Source organism: Gluconacetobacter aggeris (assembly GCF_014174395.1).
GTDB classification, from domain to species: Bacteria; Pseudomonadota; Alphaproteobacteria; order Acetobacterales; family Acetobacteraceae; genus Gluconacetobacter; species Gluconacetobacter aggeris.
Map to the genome: position 1 here is coordinate 36,095 of NZ_JABEQD010000012.1, position 18,394 is coordinate 54,488.

General features: G+C 64.6%; 21 protein-coding genes. 16 read left to right on the top strand and 5 right to left on the bottom strand.

The annotated features are described in order from the left end of the window. Positions 1 to 17: 17 nt before the first annotated feature. On the bottom strand, positions 18 to 188 hold the full coding sequence (locus tag HLH36_RS15170; protein ID WP_182987179.1) for a hypothetical protein: 171 nt from the start codon (positions 186 to 188) through the stop codon (positions 18 to 20). Between HLH36_RS15170 and mgrA the strand changes: the two genes are divergently transcribed. Together mgrA and HLH36_RS15180 are read left to right on the top strand one after the other, a co-directional pair. Further along, positions 187 to 1,209 carry an L-glyceraldehyde 3-phosphate reductase gene (gene mgrA / locus HLH36_RS15175; RefSeq protein ID WP_182987180.1) on the top strand — a complete coding sequence of 341 codons (1,023 nt, stop codon included), beginning with the start codon at positions 187 to 189 and terminating at the stop codon, positions 1,207 to 1,209. The genes HLH36_RS15170 and mgrA overlap by 2 nt on opposite strands. Before the next feature lie 143 nt (positions 1,210 to 1,352). Next, positions 1,353 to 2,789, top strand: a complete 1,437-nt coding sequence (locus tag HLH36_RS15180; RefSeq protein WP_182987181.1) for a cytochrome-c peroxidase — start codon at positions 1,353 to 1,355, stop codon at positions 2,787 to 2,789. A gap of 624 nt (positions 2,790 to 3,413) precedes the next feature. Here the strand turns inward: HLH36_RS15180 and HLH36_RS15185 are convergent. Further along, positions 3,414 to 3,929: an NUDIX hydrolase gene (locus HLH36_RS15185; protein WP_220792871.1), complete on the bottom strand. Its 516-nt coding sequence runs from the start codon at positions 3,927 to 3,929 to the stop codon at positions 3,414 to 3,416. A 58-nt stretch (positions 3,930 to 3,987) separates the two neighbouring features. Continuing rightward, positions 3,988 to 4,257, bottom strand: a complete 270-nt coding sequence (locus HLH36_RS15190) for an HU family DNA-binding protein (RefSeq protein ID WP_182987182.1) — start codon at positions 4,255 to 4,257, stop codon at positions 3,988 to 3,990. Positions 4,258 to 4,327: 70 nt separating this feature from the next. Here HLH36_RS15190 and HLH36_RS15195 point away from each other — a divergent pair, with 70 nt between their 5' ends. Next, entirely contained in the window at positions 4,328 to 4,585 is a 258-nt protein-coding gene (locus HLH36_RS15195; RefSeq protein WP_182987183.1) for a type II toxin-antitoxin system RelE/ParE family toxin, read from the top strand. A gap of 4 nt (positions 4,586 to 4,589) precedes the next feature. On the opposite strand, the gene HLH36_RS15200 is transcribed toward HLH36_RS15195, so the two are convergent. Next, a complete protein-coding gene (locus HLH36_RS15200) occupies positions 4,590 to 4,793 on the bottom strand; it encodes a helix-turn-helix domain-containing protein (RefSeq protein ID WP_182987184.1) in 204 nt (67 codons plus the stop codon). 73 nt (positions 4,794 to 4,866) lie between these two features. On the opposite strand from HLH36_RS15200, the gene HLH36_RS15205 reads away from it, so the two are divergent. The 13 genes from HLH36_RS15205 to HLH36_RS15265 all read left to right on the top strand — a co-directional run bounded on the left by HLH36_RS15205 (position 4,867) and on the right by HLH36_RS15265 (position 17,261). Beyond that, positions 4,867 to 5,217, top strand: a complete 351-nt coding sequence (locus HLH36_RS15205) for a DNA -binding domain-containing protein (RefSeq protein ID WP_220792872.1) — start codon at positions 4,867 to 4,869, stop codon at positions 5,215 to 5,217. 119 nt (positions 5,218 to 5,336) lie between these two features. Continuing rightward, entirely contained in the window at positions 5,337 to 7,346 is a 2,010-nt protein-coding gene (locus HLH36_RS15210; RefSeq protein ID WP_182987185.1) for a conjugal transfer protein TraG, read from the top strand. A 9-nt stretch (positions 7,347 to 7,355) separates the two neighbouring features. After that, positions 7,356 to 7,802: a ribbon-helix-helix domain-containing protein gene (locus tag HLH36_RS15215; protein ID WP_182987186.1), complete on the top strand. Its 447-nt coding sequence runs from the start codon at positions 7,356 to 7,358 to the stop codon at positions 7,800 to 7,802. 127 nt (positions 7,803 to 7,929) lie between these two features. After that, on the top strand, positions 7,930 to 8,907 hold the full coding sequence (gene trbB, locus HLH36_RS15220; RefSeq protein ID WP_182987187.1) for a P-type conjugative transfer ATPase TrbB: 978 nt from the start codon (positions 7,930 to 7,932) through the stop codon (positions 8,905 to 8,907). After that, positions 8,904 to 9,236, top strand: coding sequence for a TrbC/VirB2 family protein (locus HLH36_RS15225; RefSeq protein ID WP_182987188.1), 333 nt, complete (start codon positions 8,904 to 8,906; stop codon positions 9,234 to 9,236). Before trbB ends, HLH36_RS15225 begins: the two co-directional genes overlap by 4 nt. After that, positions 9,236 to 9,514, top strand: a complete 279-nt coding sequence (locus tag HLH36_RS15230; RefSeq protein ID WP_182987189.1) for a VirB3 family type IV secretion system protein — start codon at positions 9,236 to 9,238, stop codon at positions 9,512 to 9,514. The genes HLH36_RS15225 and HLH36_RS15230 overlap by 1 nt, the downstream gene beginning before the upstream one ends. 13 nt (positions 9,515 to 9,527) lie before the next feature. Further along, on the top strand, positions 9,528 to 11,972 hold the full coding sequence (trbE, locus tag HLH36_RS15235; RefSeq protein ID WP_182987190.1) for a conjugal transfer protein TrbE: 2,445 nt from the start codon (positions 9,528 to 9,530) through the stop codon (positions 11,970 to 11,972). Further along, entirely contained in the window at positions 11,969 to 12,700 is a 732-nt protein-coding gene (trbJ, locus tag HLH36_RS15240) for a P-type conjugative transfer protein TrbJ (RefSeq protein ID WP_182987191.1), read from the top strand. Before trbE ends, trbJ begins: the two co-directional genes overlap by 4 nt. Positions 12,701 to 12,720: 20 nt before the next feature. Beyond that, the gene (trbL, locus tag HLH36_RS15245; protein ID WP_182987192.1) at positions 12,721 to 14,163 is read left to right on the top strand and encodes a P-type conjugative transfer protein TrbL; all 1,443 of its coding nucleotides are present in this window, start codon (positions 12,721 to 12,723) and stop codon (positions 14,161 to 14,163) included. A gap of 5 nt (positions 14,164 to 14,168) precedes the next feature. After that, on the top strand, positions 14,169 to 14,852 hold the full coding sequence (trbF, locus tag HLH36_RS15250; RefSeq protein ID WP_182987245.1) for a conjugal transfer protein TrbF: 684 nt from the start codon (positions 14,169 to 14,171) through the stop codon (positions 14,850 to 14,852). Beyond that, positions 14,849 to 15,856, top strand: a complete 1,008-nt coding sequence (gene trbG, locus HLH36_RS15255) for a P-type conjugative transfer protein TrbG (RefSeq protein WP_182987193.1) — start codon at positions 14,849 to 14,851, stop codon at positions 15,854 to 15,856. Before trbF ends, trbG begins: the two co-directional genes overlap by 4 nt. Then, positions 15,853 to 17,028, top strand: coding sequence for a TrbI/VirB10 family protein (locus HLH36_RS15260; protein WP_182987194.1), 1,176 nt, complete (start codon positions 15,853 to 15,855; stop codon positions 17,026 to 17,028). Before trbG ends, HLH36_RS15260 begins: the two co-directional genes overlap by 4 nt. A gap of 2 nt (positions 17,029 to 17,030) precedes the next feature. Further along, positions 17,031 to 17,261: a DUF2274 domain-containing protein gene (locus HLH36_RS15265; RefSeq protein WP_182987195.1), complete on the top strand. Its 231-nt coding sequence runs from the start codon at positions 17,031 to 17,033 to the stop codon at positions 17,259 to 17,261. A 16-nt stretch (positions 17,262 to 17,277) separates the two neighbouring features. On the opposite strand, the gene HLH36_RS15270 is transcribed toward HLH36_RS15265, so the two are convergent. Further along, positions 17,278 to 18,249 (bottom strand): LysR family transcriptional regulator, encoded by a 972-nt coding sequence (locus tag HLH36_RS15270; protein WP_182987196.1) that lies wholly within the window; start codon positions 18,247 to 18,249, stop codon positions 17,278 to 17,280. Positions 18,250 to 18,394 lie beyond the last annotated feature (145 nt).

The window sequence follows — 18,394 nt, forward strand, 5'->3', positions numbered from 1 at the left end:
CACGAAATGATCTTTCTTCAACGATCCATTGAATAGGAATCATCATATCGCCCTTCTGGTGGCTGGCGAAAGCGCCTATTTCTACGATCATTGTCATTCCGGGCGCGACCGGTGGTCAGAGATGCCTGTTCGGACGTGCCGGTTACCGCGCAATAGATGCTTTGTTCTCCAAGGGAATTTTCGATCATGACATGGACTCCGTCCCCGGAACGATATGACGGCGCTTCCTTTCGCCGCTGCGGCCGCTCGGGCCTAGACCTGCCGCCGATCTCGCTCGGCATGTGGCACAATTTCGGCGGCCAGGACGTGTTCGAGACCGGCCGCGCGGTGATCCGGCGCGCGTTCGACCGGGGGGTCACGCATTTCGACCTGGCCAATAATTACGGGCCGCCGTTCGGTTCGGCGGAGGAGAATTTCGGCCTGATCCTCGAAAAGGATTTCCGGAGCCACCGTGACGAGATGATCATTTCGTCCAAGGCCGGCTGGGACATGTGGCCCGGGCCCTACGGCAAGGGCGGGTCGCGCAAATACATCCTGGCGTCGCTGGATCAGAGCCTCAAGCGCATGGGGCTTGATTACGTCGACATCTTCTATTCGCATCGTCCGACGCCGGACGTGCCGCTGGAAGAAACGATGGGCGCGCTGATTCAGATGCACCGTCAGGGCAAGGCGCTCTATGTCGGCATTTCGTCCTACGGGCCGGAGAGAACGCGGCAGGCTGCGCGCATTCTACAGGACGCGGGTGTGCCGCTGCTGATCCATCAGCCATCCTACTCGCTGTTGAACCGCTGGATCGAGACCGAGCTTCTGGACACGCTGGAAGAATTGGGTACCGGCTGTATCGCCTTTTCTCCACTGGCCCAGGGGTTGCTGACCGGAAAATATCTGGACGGCGTTCCCGACGCCTCCCGGGCTGCCGCGGGCACGTCCTTCAGCCGCGATATGCTGAGCGAGGAGAACCTGAGCCATGTCCGCGCGCTTAATGCCATCGCGCGCGAGCGCGGCCAGTCCCTGGCCCAGATGGCAATCGCCTGGGTCTTGCGCGATCCCCGCGTGACGTCCGCGCTCATCGGCGCTCGAAACACGAAACAGCTCGACGACTCGCTTGATGCACTGAAAAACCTGACTTTCAGTTCCAAGGAACTGGAGCACATCGACCGGCACGCCCATGAAGGCAGCATCGACCTGTGGCGTGGTCTGTCCGACTGAAGTCGATGGTGCCTGGCGGAAGGGGCGGTCCTGTCGTGCGTCTGAACGCGGACCGTCTTTTCTTCGCCCGTTAACCGGTGGGCTAGGTTATGATGTGACGTTTTTCTCTGGGGGGTAGAGCGGTGCCGCTGAGTCCAGTCAAGATGGCGTTTGCCGGTGTCGTGGCGTTGGGTGTCGTCGCCTACGGCGGCGCGGTCGCCTATCTCGCGCATTTCGATCATGCGGGCGCACCGCAGATTCCCGCAGGGAGTCCGTCATTGCACGACCCCGTGTCCATGAAGGCCTTTGCGGCATTTCAGGAAGCACGTTGTGACTACTGCCATGTTGCGGGAACCAATCTGCCTTTCTACTTCAAGCTGCCGCTCGCCAATCAGATCATGGCCCGCGACCTGACCCAGGGTCAGCGTCATTTCCAGTTCCAGCCGATCATCGCGGCGTTCCAGGCCGGCAAGCCGCCCTCCGTCGAGCAGCTCTCGCGGATCGAGGAGGTGATCGCGCAGAACCGGATGCCGCCGTGGGCCTATCTGACCCTGCACTGGCACGCATATCTTGGCACGACCCAGCGGCAGGACATCCTGGCCTGGATCCAGGATCAGCGACGCCGCTACTACGCCACCCCGGGGGTTGCCCCGCAATTCGCCGGCGAAGTCATTCAGCCCATTCCCGAAAGCGTGCCGGTCGATTGGCAGAAGGCCGATCTCGGACGCACGCTGTTCTTCGACAAGCGCCTGTCGGGCAACGGCCAGTTGAACTGTGCCAGTTGCCATGGCCTGAACGAAGGCGGGGTCGATCGCATGGTGACCGCCACCGGGATCAATGGCCAGAAGGGGCCGATCAATACCCCGACAGTCTATAATGCGGTCTTCAATCTGGCGCAGTTCTGGAACGGCCGCGCCGCCGATCTGGCGGCCCAGGCCGCCGGCCCCGTGACCAACCCCGTAGAAATGGGATCGCATGATTGGGCGAGCGTCGCCGCTGCCATCGCCGCGGTGCCGGAATATGCGACGGCTTTCGAAAGCCTGTATGGACCCAATTCGGTGACCGAGAAAACCGTCACCAACGCGATCGCGGAATATGAAAAGACCCTGATCACACCGAACGGCCGCTTCGATCTGTACCTGAAGGGCGACACACAGGCCCTGACCGCGCAGGAACGGCGCGGCTACGAACGTTTCAAGCAAATTGGCTGCTCGGGTTGTCATAGTGGCGTCGCCGTTGGTGGTGACGCGTTCGAAATCCTGGGGCTTGAAGGACCCTATTTCCAGGATCGCGACAAACCGATGACGCCGGTCGACCTGGGCCGCTTCGCGGTCACTCAATCGAAGGCTGATCTGCAGCGCTTCAAGGTACCGAACCTGCGGAATGTCGAGCTGACCGCGCCATACTTCCATGATGGCAGTGCCAAGACCCTGGAGCAGGCGATCCGGGTCATGGCGCGCTACCAGACGCCGGACAGTCATATCGGGGATCAGGATGTGGCCGACATCGCTGCTTTCCTCAAAACCCTGACGGGAAAGTATCAGGGGATGAACCTCAAGGACGTGCCCGCGGAGCCGCCGCTGCGCGCCGCCGGCCAGTAACCGGCTTCTATTCGGGGTGGGCTGTTGGCCCGATTCCGACGCGATGGAAGCGATTGTTCTTCTTCGGCTGGACGCTGGACGATGCCATACCGTACCTCGCGCGCTCACGTCCTGTGGAGACGGGGAACTCTCCTATGCGAGATGCGCTCGTGCGGAACCGTAACCTGATCAGGTGATCGACAACGGGCATTTTTCTCGAACGTGACGGAGTCTGATAATGCCCTGGATCGGACATATTGTTATTCTGGTCCTGGCGGCCGTCGCCGGAGGAATAACATTATACCTGAACGGAGAACCCTGGCTTGCCGTGTTGGCTTTTGGGCTCACATGGTGTGTGCTGATGGTCGCAATCGGCCTTTTCCTACCGCTGACTCTGTACTGGCAACAGAAGCGGGGTCATTGAGGAACGTCGCAGGACAGTCGTCGACCTCCTCGCGTCCGATGACGTGACTCGATTCCGCCTATCGACGAACGGTCGATCCAAGACATCCATTAACGATACGCCATACGGTGGCGTTAGTCTTACTACCTTGCAGGTCGGTTCTCAGTAATGCGGCCGCGGAGATAATGCGGATCCTGCGCGTACGGCATGCAGCCCAGGATCGCCGGAGGTAGGTAGCGTGGTTACTTCGACTTTTTGCGTGCTTTGCCTGACTTTCTGATTGTGTCGCCGGGAGACGCGCGCTTGCGTCCTGTTTTCGGAGTGAAATGCCTGATCAGGTCTCGGAGGCCCTCGTCATCCGCCAGCTCGAGGGCCTGAAGAGCCGGCAGCCAGCGCAATTCCCGTTCGCCCGCCTCCGGCCACTTCTTGAGTTGTTGCTTCACCTTGAGCGGAAAGACGACCAATTCACAAAGCACATAGGTTTCGCCATCGCTCAGGATCTTGTCATATCGGATCCGTCCGATTGCCTTGCTACCAACGGATCCGCGCACCCCAGCTTCTTCATAGGCTTCGCGGGCAGCGGATTTCGCCGGGTTCATACCCTTGATCGGCCATCCCTTCGGGATGATCCAGCGTCCCCGGCCACGAGACGTGACAAGCAATATTTCGAGGTCGCGTTCATCGCTGAACCGGTATGGCAAGGCGCCATATTGGAGACGAACCGGGCGTTGTTCTTTTACGACAATTTCATTCTTCAATGGCGGCTCTCTCGGGCGCACGCGGGACAAGTCTGCGGCGAGGTGACGAGAGGCGGTTTCAGACCGCCTTCTTGAGTACCGGACTGGCCTTGAACCGCACGGTCTTCCCCGCCTTGACCTTGACTGGCTCGCCGGTACGGGGATTGAGGGCTCTGCGGGCCTTGGTCTTGTGGACCGTGAAGGTCCCGAACGATGGCAGCGTAAAGCCGCCTTCCGTCTTGAGTTCCGCGACGATGGCGGTGACCAGGTCGTCGGCGGCCTTGACCGCAGCGACACCGGTGCAGTGCAGAGAATCCTGGAGGACGGCGGCGAGAAAGGCTTTGCTCATTGCTGAACCGATCTGGGCTGTTGATGATCCAATCCATAGCAGCGCCGGCCAGCTCCGTCACGACGGGTTCATGCTCCCGGGATTACTCGTCATCGACTACCTGATCGTCCGTAATCCCTATGTCGCCGAAGCGCTGCTGCTGCGTCTGATCGAGGCAGTCGACTCGCTGGCGGATTTCCCGCTGCTGGCCCGTGTCGGCGAGGACGGCACGCGCGAATTGGTGACCGTCCCGCCTTATGTGCTGGTCTACGAAGTCGATGAGGCTGCGGAGACGGTGCGAATCCTGCGCGTGTGGCATGCGGCCCAGGACCGAACCGGTCGTCGATAGGTCGCTACCGGAGCAGATCTCCAGGGGCGACCGCCAGGGCGTCGGCGATCTTGCCGAGGATGGTGACACTGGCCGAAACACGCGCGCGCTCGATCGAGCCGATATAGCGGGCGCTGAGACCGGTCATCTCGGCAAGCTCTTCCTGCGTCAGATCGCGGTCATGGCGGATGCGCCGCAGATTGGCCGCCATGACGTCCTTGAGGTCCATGCCCCATGGGTGCGGGTAGGGGAACGATCATTCTAGGAACGATCGTTCCTATTCGTCTTGCGCCGCGGGAACTTTGACCGCACGATGCGTAGAGCGACCAGTCGACCATGGGGTGCCCCTCGTGCAGGATATCACGCCGACCCAGGATAGGCCTGATCCCGCGATCGCCGCCGAGGCCCCTGGCGGCCCGGCGCTGACTGCCTACGACCATCTCCATCACGTGACCTACCTGCGCCTACTCGACGCGGAGGCGGACGGCGCGGACTGGCGCGAGGTCGCGCGGATCGTGCTCGGCCGCGATGCGGCTGCGGACGAGCCCGGCGCGCGCCGCTGCTGGGACTCGCACATGGCGCGGGCGCGCTGGATGCGCGATGTCGGTTACCGCCAGCTGCTGACCATACCGGGTGGTCGAACGGCGCACTGAGCGCGCCCGTCCTATTCCCTATCCTTTCGCCGCCGGTTGCCGCACAGGCGCGGAATCCGCTTGCGGAAATCCCCGCCTTTCCTTCGCTGACGGAGAGGTGTCCTGTCAGGGAGGGAAGCATGTCCGCCACGCGCGTGCTCTGGGGCCAGGTGATCCTGGTCCTGACGATTGTCCTCCTGTTCTGGTGGGCCGCGACGGAATGGACCGCCTGGCGGCTGGGCTTCCAGCCCGCGCTGGGGCGGCCCTGGTTCCTGCTGGACCAGCGCTGGCCGGTCTATGCCCCGCCGCTGTTCTTCTGGTGGTGGTACGAATTCGATGCCTACGCGCCCTCGGTGTTCGTGCGGGGCGCGCGGATTGGCGTTGCCGGCGTCATCCTCGCGGTCATCGTCGCGTTCGCGCTGTCGATCTGGCGGGCGCGGGAACGGCGGCGGGTGGAAACCTACGGTTCCGCCCGCTGGGCCAGCCGGCAGGAGGTTGCCGGGGCCGGGCTGCTCGGCCCTGACGGACTGGTGCTGGGACGGTATCGCCGCGCCTACCTGCGCCATGACGGCCCCGACCATGTGCTGTGTTTCGCGCCGACGCGCAGCGGCAAGGGCGTCGGGCTGGTGATCCCGACCCTGCTGACCTGGCCCGGCTCGGCGATCGTCCATGACATCAAGGGGGAGAACTGGGAGCTGACCGCCGGTTTCCGCGCCACCTTCGGCCGCGTGCTGCTGTTCGATCCGACCAACAGGGCGTCCGCCGCCTATAACCCGCTGCTGGAGGTCCGGCCGGGCGAATACGAGGTCCGTGACGTCCAGAACATCGCCGACATCCTGGTCGATCCCGAGGGGGCGCTGGAGCGGCGCAACCATTGGGAGAAGACCTCCCATTCCCTGCTGGTCGGCGCGATCCTGCATGTCCTCTATGCCGAAGCGGACAAGACGCTGGCCGGGGTGGCCAAATTCCTGTCCGACCCGCAGCGCTCGATCGAAGCTACCCTGGCGGTGATGATGCGCACAAATCATCTCGGGACAAAGGGGCCGCATCCCGTCGTCGCCTCGGCGGCACGGGAATTGCTGAACAAGTCGGACAATGAGCGCTCCGGCGTGCTGTCCACCGCCATGTCGTTCCTCGGCCTCTATCGCGACCCCGTGGTCGCTCACGCCACAAGCCGCTGCGACTGGTGGATCGCGGACCTGGTTCAGGGCGACCGGCCTGCCTCACTCTACCTCGTCGTGCCGCCCTCGGACATCAGCCGGACCAAGCCGCTGATCCGGCTGGTGCTGAACCAGATCGGCCGCCGGCTGACCGAGGATCTCGACGCGGCGGGGAAGCGCCGGCGCCTGCTGCTGATGCTCGACGAGTTCCCCGCCCTGGGGCGGCTGGATTTCTTCGAGAGCGCGCTGGCCTTCATGGCGGGTTACCGCATCCGGGCCTTCCTGATCGCCCAGTCGCTGAACCAGATCGAGAAGGCCTATGGCCCTAACAATGCGATCCTCGACAACTGCCATGTCCGGGTCAGCTTCGCGACCAATGACGAGCGGACTGCGAAACGGGTGTCCGACGCGCTCGGCACGGCGACCGAGCAGCGGGATGCTACGAATTATGCCGGCCACCGTCTCTCGCCCTGGCTGGGACACCTCATGGTCTCCCGCCAGGAGACGGCACGGGCCCTGTTGACGCCGGGCGAGGTGCAGCAGCTTCCCGACAATGAGGAACTGGTCATGCTCGCCGGCTGCCCGCCGATCCGCGCGCTCAAGGCTCGCTATTACGACGATCCGCGTTTCCGGGAGCGCATCCTGCCGCCGCCCGATCCCGCCGTCTGCGGGAAAGGGGAGGCCACTTGTGTCGCCGATGCCTGGGCGGGGGTCAGCGTGGCACCTGATCCGGTGGGCGCGTCAAACGAGGAACCCGCTTCCACACAGGGAACGACCAAGGGCGCCGACACCGACGGCGGGATCCGGCGCGAGCCGGACCTGCCGGAGCACGAGGATATCGCACCGGAGCGGCCTGACCCCGCCTGGGAATTCGATCTCCCTGACGACGACCAGGACGCCGAGGCGCGCCGGACGGCGGAATGGCTCCGGACGCAGCGGGGTATCGCGCGCCAGGCCGGCATGGATCCGGCCGACGGGCTGGGCTTGTAGGGGGCCATCATGCAGAAGCGCAGCCGACGCCTGAACATCTATTTCGATCCGGACATCCTCAAGCAACTAGAAGCGCGCGCCGCGCGGCGGGATCTCTCGAAATCGGCGCTGGTCGAGACCGCCGTGCTATCCTTCCTGACGGATGACGCCGCTGAACGGCAGGAGGCCGCGACGTCGCGGCGGCTGGACCGCATGTCGCGCCAGATCGCCGGACTGGAGGAGGACATCTCCATCCTGGCGGAGACCCTGACCCTGTTCATCCGCTTCTGGCTGACCAGCACCCCGCCGCTGCCGGAGAGCGCGCGGGCCTCGGCGCGGGCGATGGGGCTGGAGCGGTTCGAGGGGTTCCTGACCGCGCTGGAGCGGCGCCTGGCGACCGGCGACCGATTCCTGCGCGAGCGCTCGCGTGACATCGCCGCACGGCAAGGGGCAGCGGACAGCGACCCGACCGAATAGCTGTCCATGTCCTACCCGAACGCCGCATCCACCGAATTCGTTGTTGCGGGCCAATAAATCTGCCCCTTTCTAATCATCCCCGTCGTCGTCCGGAACCGCCGGACGATCCGAACGGACGGGGACGCGCATGCCGGTCACAGCAATCGAAAACAGTGTCAGGACACGCGGCATGGCCATGCTGCGGACGGCGATGGGGCCGGCTATCGCAACACACCTCGCCGATCCTTCCGTGGTCGAGGTGATGCTGAACCCGGACGGGCGGCTGTGGGTCGACCGTCTGTCCGAGGGGCTGGCGGACACGGGCGAAACGGTGAGTGCCCCCGACGCCGAGCGCATCGTCCGTCTGGTGGCGCACCATGTCGGCGCCGAGGTGCATGAGAGCGCGCCGCGCGTATCGGCCGAGCTGCCGACCGGTGAGCGGTTCGAGGGTCTGCTACCTCCGGTTGTGGCTGCGCCGAGCTTTGCGATCCGCAAGCCCGCCGTCGCGGTGTTCACCCTCGATGATTACGTCGCCGCCCGGATCATGACGGAAGGCCAGGCGAAGTTCCTGCGCCGGGCGGTCGCGGAGCGGCGGAACATCCTGGTCGCGGGCGGCACCTCGACCGGCAAGACGACACTGGTCAACGCCCTGCTGGCCGAAGTGGCGAAAACCGACGACCGCGTGGTGCTGATCGAGGATACCCGCGAACTGCAATGCGCCGCGCCCAACCTTGTCTCCCTGCGCACGAGGGACGGCATCGTCACGCTGTCCGAGCTGGTGCGCTCGGCGCTGCGCCTGCGGCCAGACCGGATTCCGATCGGCGAGGTGCGCGGCCCCGAGGCGCTCGACTTGCTCAAGGCGTGGGGTACCGGCCACCCCGGCGGCATCGGCACCCTGCATGCCGGCACTGCCTTGGGCGCGCTGCGTCGGCTGGAGCAGCTGATCCAGGAGATCGTGGTCACCGTGCCGCGTGCGCTGATCGCCGAGACCATCGACGTCATCGCGGTGCTGTCCGGACGGGGCAGCGCCCGCCGCCTGTCCGAACTCGCCATGGTGGACGGGCTTGATCCCGTGGCCGGCGATTATCGCGTCCATCCAGTCCAGACCGACGGAGAATTCCGATGATCCAGTCCATCCCTCGTGTGCGGCAGCACGTTGCCACGATCGCGTCTGCCGCCCTGCTGACGGCGGTGTTCGGTTCCAGTGCCTGGGCGTCGGGCTCCGGCATGCCGTGGGAGCAGCCGCTGACCCAGATCCTGGACTCGGTGCAGGGACCGGTGGCCAAGATCGTGTCGGTGATCATCATCACCGTGACCGGCCTGACCCTGGCCTTTGGCGAGACCTCGGGCGGATTCCGCCGGCTGATCCAGATCGTCTTCGGCCTGTCTATCGCCTTTGCCGCCAGTTCGTTCTTCCTGTCCTTCTTCTCCTTCGCCGGCGGGGCGCTGATCTGATGGCCGCCGGCTACGAGGACGACGCGGTGCCGGGATTCCATGTCCCGGTGCATCGTTCGCTGACCGAGCCGATCCTGCTCGGCGGCGCCCCAAGAACGGTGGCCATCGCCAACGGCACGCTGGCCGCCGCGATCGCGCTGGGCCTGCGCCTGTGGCTGATCGGCGCCGCGTTCTGGATCGTCGGGCACAGCTTGGCGGTGTGGGGGGCGAAACGCGATCCGCTGTTCGTCGAGGTGGGGCGGCGGCATCTGCGCTACCCGGCCTGGCTGCGAGCGTGAGGAGGGCAGGGCGATGATGTCTCTTTCCGAATATCGCAATCGTGCTGCCCTCCTGTCCGATTTCCTGCCTTGGGCGGCGTTGGTGGCGATGGGTGTCGTCCTGAACAAGGACGGCAGCTTCCAGCGCACGGCGCGCATCCGTGGTCCCGATCTCGACAGCGCCACCCCGGCCGAACTGGTCGGTGTCACCGGCCGGCTGAACAATGCCCTGCGCCGGCTCGGCTCCGGCTGGGCGGTGTTCGTCGAGGCGCAGCGCGTCCCGGCGACGCTGTATCCGGAGAGCGATTTTCCCGATGCCGCCAGCCAGATGGTCGATCTGGAACGGCGTGAGGCGTTCGAGGATGAGGGCGCGCATTTCGAGAGCCGGTATTTCCTCACCGTGGTCTGGCTACCGCCGGCGGAATCATCTGGCCGCGCCGAAAGACTTCTCTATGAGGGCAGGGAGCGTGACGGGCCGGACCCGTATGGCATGCTCAGTTCGTTCGTGGATCGCAGCGACCGGCTGCTGGCCCTGCTCGACGGCTTCATGCCCGAGGCGGCGTGGCTTGATGACGCCGGAACGCTGACTTATCTGCATAGCACCATCTCGACGCGGCAGCAGCGTGTCCGCGTGCCGGAAATCCCGATGCATTTGGACGCGCTGCTGGTAGACCAGCCGTTGGCGGGCGGTCTGGAACCCAAACTCGGGGATGCGTTTATCAAAACCCTGACCATCACGGGTTTCCCCAGCCGGACCTTTCCCGGAATTCTGGATGACCTGAATCGGCTGGCCATGCCCTATCGCTGGTCGACGCGGGCGATCCTGCTCGACAAGACCGACGCCACCAAGGTGCTGACGAAGATCCGACGCCAGTGGTTCGCCAAGCGGAAATCGATCGCCGCCATCGTGCGCGAGGTGATGACCAACGAGGCGTCGGCGCTGGTCGACAACGACGCCGCCAACAAGGCGGCCGATGCCGATCTGGCGTTGCAGTCGCTCGGCGCGGACAATGTCGGGCAGGCGTATGTCACCGCGACGATTACGGTCTGGGACGGCAGCGCCAGTATCGCCGCCGAGAAGCTGCGTCTGGTCGAGAAGATCATCCAGGGCCGCGATTTCACCTGTATGGCCGAGAGCCTCAACGCGGTGGAAGCCTGGCTCGGGTCGTTACCCGGCCATGTCTACGCCAATGTGCGCCAGCCGCCGGTTTCGACCCTGAACCTGGCGCATATGATCCCGTTCTCCGCCGTGTGGGCGGGACCGGATCGCGATACCCACTTCCGTGCCCCGCCGCTGTTCTACGGCAAGACCGCCGGTGCCACGCCGTTCCGGTTTTCCCTGCATGTCGGCGATGTCGGCCACATCCTGATCGCCGGGCCGACCGGGGCCGGGAAATCTGTCCTGCTGGCGCTCATGGTGCTGCAGTTTCGCCGCTATCAGGGCGCGCAAATCTTCGCCTTCGACTTCGGCGGCTCGCTGCGCGCGGCGACGCTGGCCATGGGCGGGGACTGGCACGACCTTGGTGGGAGATTGTCGGACAATACCGCTGATGGGGAGGGCGGTTCTCCCACCGTCTCGCTCCAGCCGCTGGCCCGGATCGATGACCCGGACGAGCAAGCCTGGGCGACGGAATGGCTCGGTCAGATCCTGGTGGGCGAGGGAATGGCTCTGACGCCCGACGTCAAATCCCATCTCTGGTCGGCGCTGAACTCGCTCGCGTCATCGCCCTCCCATGAGCGCACCCTGTCCGGTCTGGTCGCGCTACTGCAGTCCAACGCGCTGAAGCAGGCGCTGGCGCCGTATTGCCTCGGCGGCCCCTATGGCCGGTTGCTCGATGCCGATGCCGAGCGGCTGGGTAGCGCCGATGTGGTGGTGTTCGAGACCGAAGGGCTGATCGGCTCCGGCGCGGCATCGCCGGTTCTCTCTTATCTGTTTCATCGCATCGAAGGCCGTCTCGACGGTCGGCCGACGCTGCTGGTGATCGATGAGGGCTGGCTGGTGCTGGATGACGGCGACTTCGCCGGCCAGCTGCGCGAATGGCTTAAGACCCTGCGCAAGAAGAACGCCTCGGTCGTTTTCGCCACCCAGTCCCTGTCCGATATCGCGAATTCCCGGATTGCGCCGGCGGTGGTGGAAAGCTGCCCGACGCGGATCTTCCTGCCCAACGAACGAGCGATCGAACCGCAGATCATGAGCCTCTATCGCAGCTTCGGCCTCAACGACCGGCAGATCGGGATCATCGCCCGCGCGGCGGCGAAGCGGGACTATTACTGCCAGACCCAGCGCGGCAACCGGCTGTTCGAACTGGGGCTTGGACCGGTGGCGCTGGCGCTGTGCGCCGCGTCCGGCAAGGACGATCACAGGCTGATCGATGAGGTGCTGGCCGAGCATGGGCGGAGCGGATTTCTGCCGGCCTGGTTCGCGGCGCGGGGTGTGGCCTGGGTCGCCGACCTGTTGCGCGAAGGAGGGGTGCCATGAGGCGGATCCTGCTTCTTGGTGGCCTCGTCAGCGTATTGTCTCTTTCGGTCACCCCAGCCCACGCGCAATGGGCGGTCTTCGACGGCGCCAATTTCGGCCAGAACGTGATGATCGCAGCGCGAGAACTCCAGCAGATCGATAACGAGATTTCCTCGCTTGCCAACCAGGCGCAGATGCTGGTCAACCAGGCGAGAAATCTGGCATCCTTGCCATTGTCGACATTGTCCACGCTGCAATCGACGATGTCCCAGACCACTGCGCTGCTCTCCCAGGCGCAGAACATCGCCTACAGCGTCCAGTCGGTCGAACAGCAATATCAGCAGGCGTACACGTCAATTTCCGCGTCGATGTCCGACAGCGCCCTGTTCAGCCAGGCGCAGACGCGGTGGCAGAATTCCGTCGGCGGGTTCGAGGACGCGCTGAAGATGCAGGCTCGCGCCGTCGGCAACATCCCGTCCGACAGCGGCGCCATGACCCAGCTCGTCTCAGCAAGCCAGAGTTCGACGGGCGCGTTGCAGGCGGCCCAGGCCGGCAACCAGTTGCTCGCCCTGCAATCCCGCCAGCTCTCCGACGTGATCGCGGTGCTGTCGGCCAATGGCCGGGCGCAGGAACTCGACCGGGCACGGGAGGCGGCGGCCGAGGCGGAAGGCCAGGCGCAATACGAACATTTTGCGCAGCACGATGCCTACGTGCCCGGCGCCGTCTCCGTCTTCAACGACGGGAACTGACGGTCATGGCGGGAACGGGCATGACGAATGCAGGCGTCATCGACAATTTCCTGAATATTTTCACCACCACGATCGATACCGGTTTCGGTCTGGTGAAGGGCAATGTGGTCTCGCTCGCCGGATCACTCTCCGTCCTCGACATCGCGCTCGCCGGGCTGTTCTGGGCCTGGGCGGCGGACGAGGACATCATCCAGCGTCTGGTGAAGAAGACGCTCTATATCGGTTTCTTCGCGTTCATCATCAACAATTTCGACAGTCTCTCGAAGAAGGTCTTCGATAGCTTCGCCGGGCTCGGCCTGAAGGTGGGCGGCGGTAAACTGGCGCTGGGTGATTTCGTACATCCCGGAAGGCTGGCGGCGACGGGGTTTGACGCGGCCCAGCCGCTGCTGGATGCGATGCACCAGTTTCTCGACCCGATCCATTTCTTTACCGGCTTCGCCCAGATCGCGGTGTTCCTGATTTCCTGGTTCATCGTCATGGCGGCGTTCTTCGTGCTGGCCGTCCAGCTTTTCGTGGCGATCGTCGAGTTCAAGCTGACCACGCTCGCCGGGTTTGTCCTGATCCCGTTCGCGCTGTTCAACCGCACGGCGTTCCTTGCCGAGAAGGTGCTGGGCAATGTGGTGTCGTCTGGCGTGAAGATCATGGTCTTCGCCGTGATCAGCGCCATTGCCTCCACACTCTTCTCCCAGTTCACCACGTCTTACGGCGACAGCCTGCCGACGATCGGCCAGGCGCTCTCGGTGGTGCTCGCAGCCCTCGCGATGATCGGGCTCGCCATCTACGGCGGCAGCGTCGCCAACGGGCTGATTTCCGGAGCACCCCAGCTTGGCGCGGGGGCGGCGGCCGGGACCGCTATGGCAGTCGGCGCTATGGGGGCCGCTGCCGTGGCCGCACCTGCCGCCCTGACGTCCGGGGGCGCTGCTGCCCTTGGCGCCACCGCTGCTGCCGCGCGGGGAGGGGCCGCGATCGCGGGTGCCGCCACGACGGCCTACAGCGCCGGAGCGGCGGGAGCGGGCGGCGCCGGAAGTGTGGCGGCCGGCATCGGCGGAATGGGCCGGGCTGTTGGTGGCGCTGCCATGAACGCGGCGAAGAGCAAGGTCGGTGCGGCGGCCTCGTCATTGAAGGAAAGCTACGCGGCCGGCGGACGCTGGGCCGCCGGTGCAATGGGCAGCGGGGGAGAAGCCGACGGTCCGTCGGGTGGCGGTGGGTCTTCAGGCCCGTCCGGCGGAGGTGATCCCGGTGCCGGGCCTGCCGGTAGCGGTAACCCTGGTGGTGGCCCCTCGGGAGGCGGCCCTGATGGCGGCGACAACTCCGGCCCGACTTCCGACGGCAAGCCGCCGCGCTGGGCACGGAAGATGAAGCGCCGCAATGCGGCCGCCCATGCGGCGGAAGCCGCCAATGTCATCCGCTCGGCCGATGGCGGCGGCGGATCCTCCTCGATCGATCTGTCGGAGAAAGAATGATGGCGATGTTCCGTCGCTCGACCACAAATTATGGCATCTCGCCCGAGCCCGTCACGCCCTACCAGAAGGCGGCGCAGCTCTGGGACGAGCGTATCGGCTCGGCCCGCGTCCAGGCCCGTAACTGGCGCTTCATGGCCTTCGGCTCATTGGTTTTGTCGGCCGGCCTGGGGGCCGGACTGGTCTGGCAATCCGCGCGCGGCACCATCGTGCCCTGGGTGGTGCAGGTGGACAAATTGGGCGAGGCGCAAATCGTGGCCCCAGCTACGGCCGGCTATACGCCCACCGATCCGCAGATCGCCTGGTCTCTGGCGCGCTTCATCGAGGACGTGCGCGGCCTGTCCTCCGACCCGGTGGTGGTCCGGCAGGATTGGCTGCGCGCTTACGACTTCACCACCACTTCCGGCGCGGCCGCGCTGAATGACGAGGCCCGGCTTAACGATCCGTTTTCCCGGATCGGACGCGAGCAGGTCGAGGTGGATGTGTCCTCGGTGATCCGCGCCTCGCCGGCGAGTTTCCGTGTCGCCTGGAGCGAGCGGCATTACCGCGACGGCGCCTACTCGGGCACTGAGCACTGGACGGCGATCCTCTCGGTGCTGATCGCCCCGCCGCATGACGCCGACCGGCTGCGTCGCAACCCGCTCGGCATCTACGTCTCCGCCATCAATTGGTCGAAGGAGCTTGGACAATGATCCGCATGGTCATGCGTGCCCTGCCGCTGATGCTGCTCGCCGTGTCCGCCTGCGCGGGGCAGTACCACCCGCCGGCCATCCGTTATGACGACGCCGTGCGGGCGACGCGCCTGCCGGATCCGCCGAAACCGGTGCAGGTGGTCGCGGTGCCGCAACCGCTGCCGCTGCCCGGCCAGTTGAAGCCGCTGCCGTCGCACCGGTCTTTTCGACACACCCTGCCATCCGAGGCGGTCGATCCGGCCGCGCGGGTGACCCAGGCCAATCTGGCGGCGCGGATCCAGCCGACGCGGGCGGGATTCATCAATGCCGTGCAGGTGTATCCCTATTCTCCCGGCGCGCTCTATCAGGTCTATGCCGCGCCCGGCGAGATCACCGATATCATGCTCCAGCAAGGCGAGAAGCTGGTGGGCAGCGGGCCGGTGGCGGCCGGCGACACGGTGCGCTGGATCATCGGCGATACCGAGAGCGGGGCAGGGGGCACCAGGCGCGTCCATATTTTGGTCAAGCCGACCCGGCCGGATCTTGTCACCAACCTGATCGTCAACACCGACCGGCGCACCTATCTGGCGGAACTGCGCTCCACCCCCGCCAGCTACATGGCCTCGGTGTCGTGGGACTATCCCGAAGATGATCTGATTGCCCTCCACCGCCAGGACGCCGCCTCCGAGGATGAGGCGCCCGTCGATACCGGGCTGGACCTCAATGCCCTCAATTTCCGCTACGTGATCCAGGACGTCAAAGGGGGCGTACCACCATGGCAGCCGCTGCGCGCCTTCGATGACGGGAACAAGGTCTATATCGCCTTCCCGTCCGGGATCGGGCAGGGCGAATTGCCACCGCTCTTCGTGCTCGGGCCGGACGGCAATCCGGCGCTGGTCAATTATCGCGTCCGGCAGAACTGGATGATCGTCGACCGGTTGTTTGCCGCCGCCGAGCTGCGATTGGACGACAAGACCGGCGAGCAGCGGGTGCGCATTGTCCGTACCGATGGGCGGCAGTCATGAATGGCGAGCCGCGGCGCGACGGACAGGCGGAGCCGGTCGTGCCGCCGCCTGACCTGCGCCTGCGTGCTGACCGGCCGCGCGTGGTCCGGCTGTCCCGCCGCGTCGTCTGGTCGCTGGGTGGAGTGGGGGCGATCGCGGTGGCCTTCGCGCTGGGTTACGCCCTGCAGGCTGGCCATCATGCACCCTCGGCATCCGCGAATCAGGATAATGCGGCGCGGCCGGCGGCGGCGGGGCTGGATGCCCTGCCGAAGGATTATACCGGTGTGCCGAAGCTGGGACCGGCGCTGCCCGGCGATCTCGGCCGACCGATCCTCAATGCGCAGCAGCAGGGCAAGTCGATCCCGGTCAATGCCATCGGCAACGACGACGCGCGCCGCGCCCAGCAGGAGATCGATGCCGCGATCGGCAGCAAGCTGTTCGTGCAAGTGGGGCAGGGGGATCGGGGCGGTGGTGCTGCCGCTCCGATGGTCGGGGCAGAGACCGGAGCGGGAAATGCATCGCGGCCGAACGACAGCGACCCGCAGGCGGGAAACCGCGCCTTTCTGGCGCAGGCGGTCGATCACCGCACGGTCAGTTTGGAACGGATCGTGGCGCCGGCTTCGCCCTATATACTCCAGGCGGGCACAGTCATCGCCGGCGCGCTCAATACGGCGGTGAATTCCGGTCTGCCGGGGCAACTCACCGGCCATGTGACACAGAATGTCTATGACAGTCCGACCGGGCGCTATCTGCTGATTCCCCAGGGCAGCACGTTGGTCGGCCAGTACAGCAGTTCGCTCGCCTTCGGGCAGGACCGCACGCTGGTGATCTGGACCCGGCTGATCTTTCCGGACGGCGAGTCCGTCGTGCTGGAGAACCTGCCGGGCGCCGACGCCATCGGCCAGGCCGGGCTGTCCGATCAGATCGACCGGCATTGGGGCGAACTATTCAAAGCGGCCTTGGTGACCACCATGCTCAGCGTCGGTTCTGAGGCTGGGACGTCCTTCGGCGAGAACAACCTGATGCAGGCGATCCGCAGCGGGGCGTCGAACGGCTTTTCCATGGTCGGCAACCGGCTGATCGACCGCAGCCTGAATGTCCAGCCGACCCTGACCGACCGGCCGGGACTGCCGTTCGTCGTGCTTTTGAAGCGGGACCTGGTACTCCGGCCCTGGCATGAGAGGGAGAGGTGACGATGGCGACCTTGAAGATCACCAGTGTGCCGGACGAGAAGCCGGTAAAGCTGACGGTGGATCTGCCAGCCCATGTCTTCCGGGATATGAAGGCGTATGCCGATATTATGGCGGCATCAGGAGCGGGGGGCTCGCGGGTAGATGTGGCCCATCTGGCCGTCCGCATGATTCAGCATTTCATGTCGGAAGATCGCGCTTTCCAGCGAGAACGTCAGCGAAAACCTGATTGCTGAGCAGGTCACTGATCGATCAAATCGTGCCATCAGCTTGGCTGTTCCGATATGCTTCCGACAGCTCGCGGATGATTTTCAGCAGGCTCCTCAGAGAGGGGTTGATGTTTTGTCGTGACCAGAGCGCGCAAAAGGTAACCAGGACTGGTATTTCGCCGATTGGTCGAAAGGTCAGGCCCGGAAGGGCGATCCCGAGAGCTGCCTCGGTGGTCAGCGCGACCGCGCGTTTGCGCACCACCTCGGTCAGCAGTGTATCCCGTCCAAGGCGCAGGTGTTCGATATGCCTGGGCTCTCCGACTTGTCTCACCAATGGCAAAGCCAGATCCATCAGGTGGGGGCCGATGCCATGAGAGCGCACCAGGAACTCGCGATCAGCAAGATCCTTCCAATGCAGGCGTGATTTAGTCGCGAGAGGATCGTCTTGGTTCAGAGCCACGACCACTTGTTCGTCCCAAAGCGGTAGCGCATCCAGAACGTCGTGAGAGAGGCGCTCCGTCATTGCCTGGCATGGTAAGAAGGCAATATCCAGCTTTCGGCGTCGCACGCATTTTAGCACGTCACTATCATCAGTCTCCATGAGGGTGAGGCCGATATCCGGCTGGGCTGCGTCAAACCGCCGTAGAATGGCTGCCAACGGGCCGGCAGCGGCGGCGGATTGAAGACCAATACGCACTGCCGGGCGATGAATCTCGATTGGAGCGCCGGAGACTTCGAGAGATTTCCCGACCAGATCGATGGCATCAGAGATGAATTCGAGAAAGATCCTCCCGTGCGGAGTCAGCCGGACGGTTCGCTTCCGTTCGAAGAGGGGGAAGCCAATCGCGTCCTCGAGTGACGCGACCCGGTTGCTGACGGCGGACTGGGCGATGCCAAGTATATCGCCCGCTTTGTGAAAGCTGAGCTGCTCGGAAACGACCAGAGCCTGCGTCAGAGAAACGAGCGACAGACGACCACTTGCGAGATATTGATATAGTGTCGATTGATCCAGCATGCTTCATCTTTTTTTCTTTGAAAGAGGATGTGTGTGGTGATCATTTGTATTCGTTTCCATATCTGATTGCTCTTTCTATGCGTTGTCTCTGTCGTGATTAGATCAGGGCTATGCCGCACTAACGCATATGTGACCGTTTTTTTGC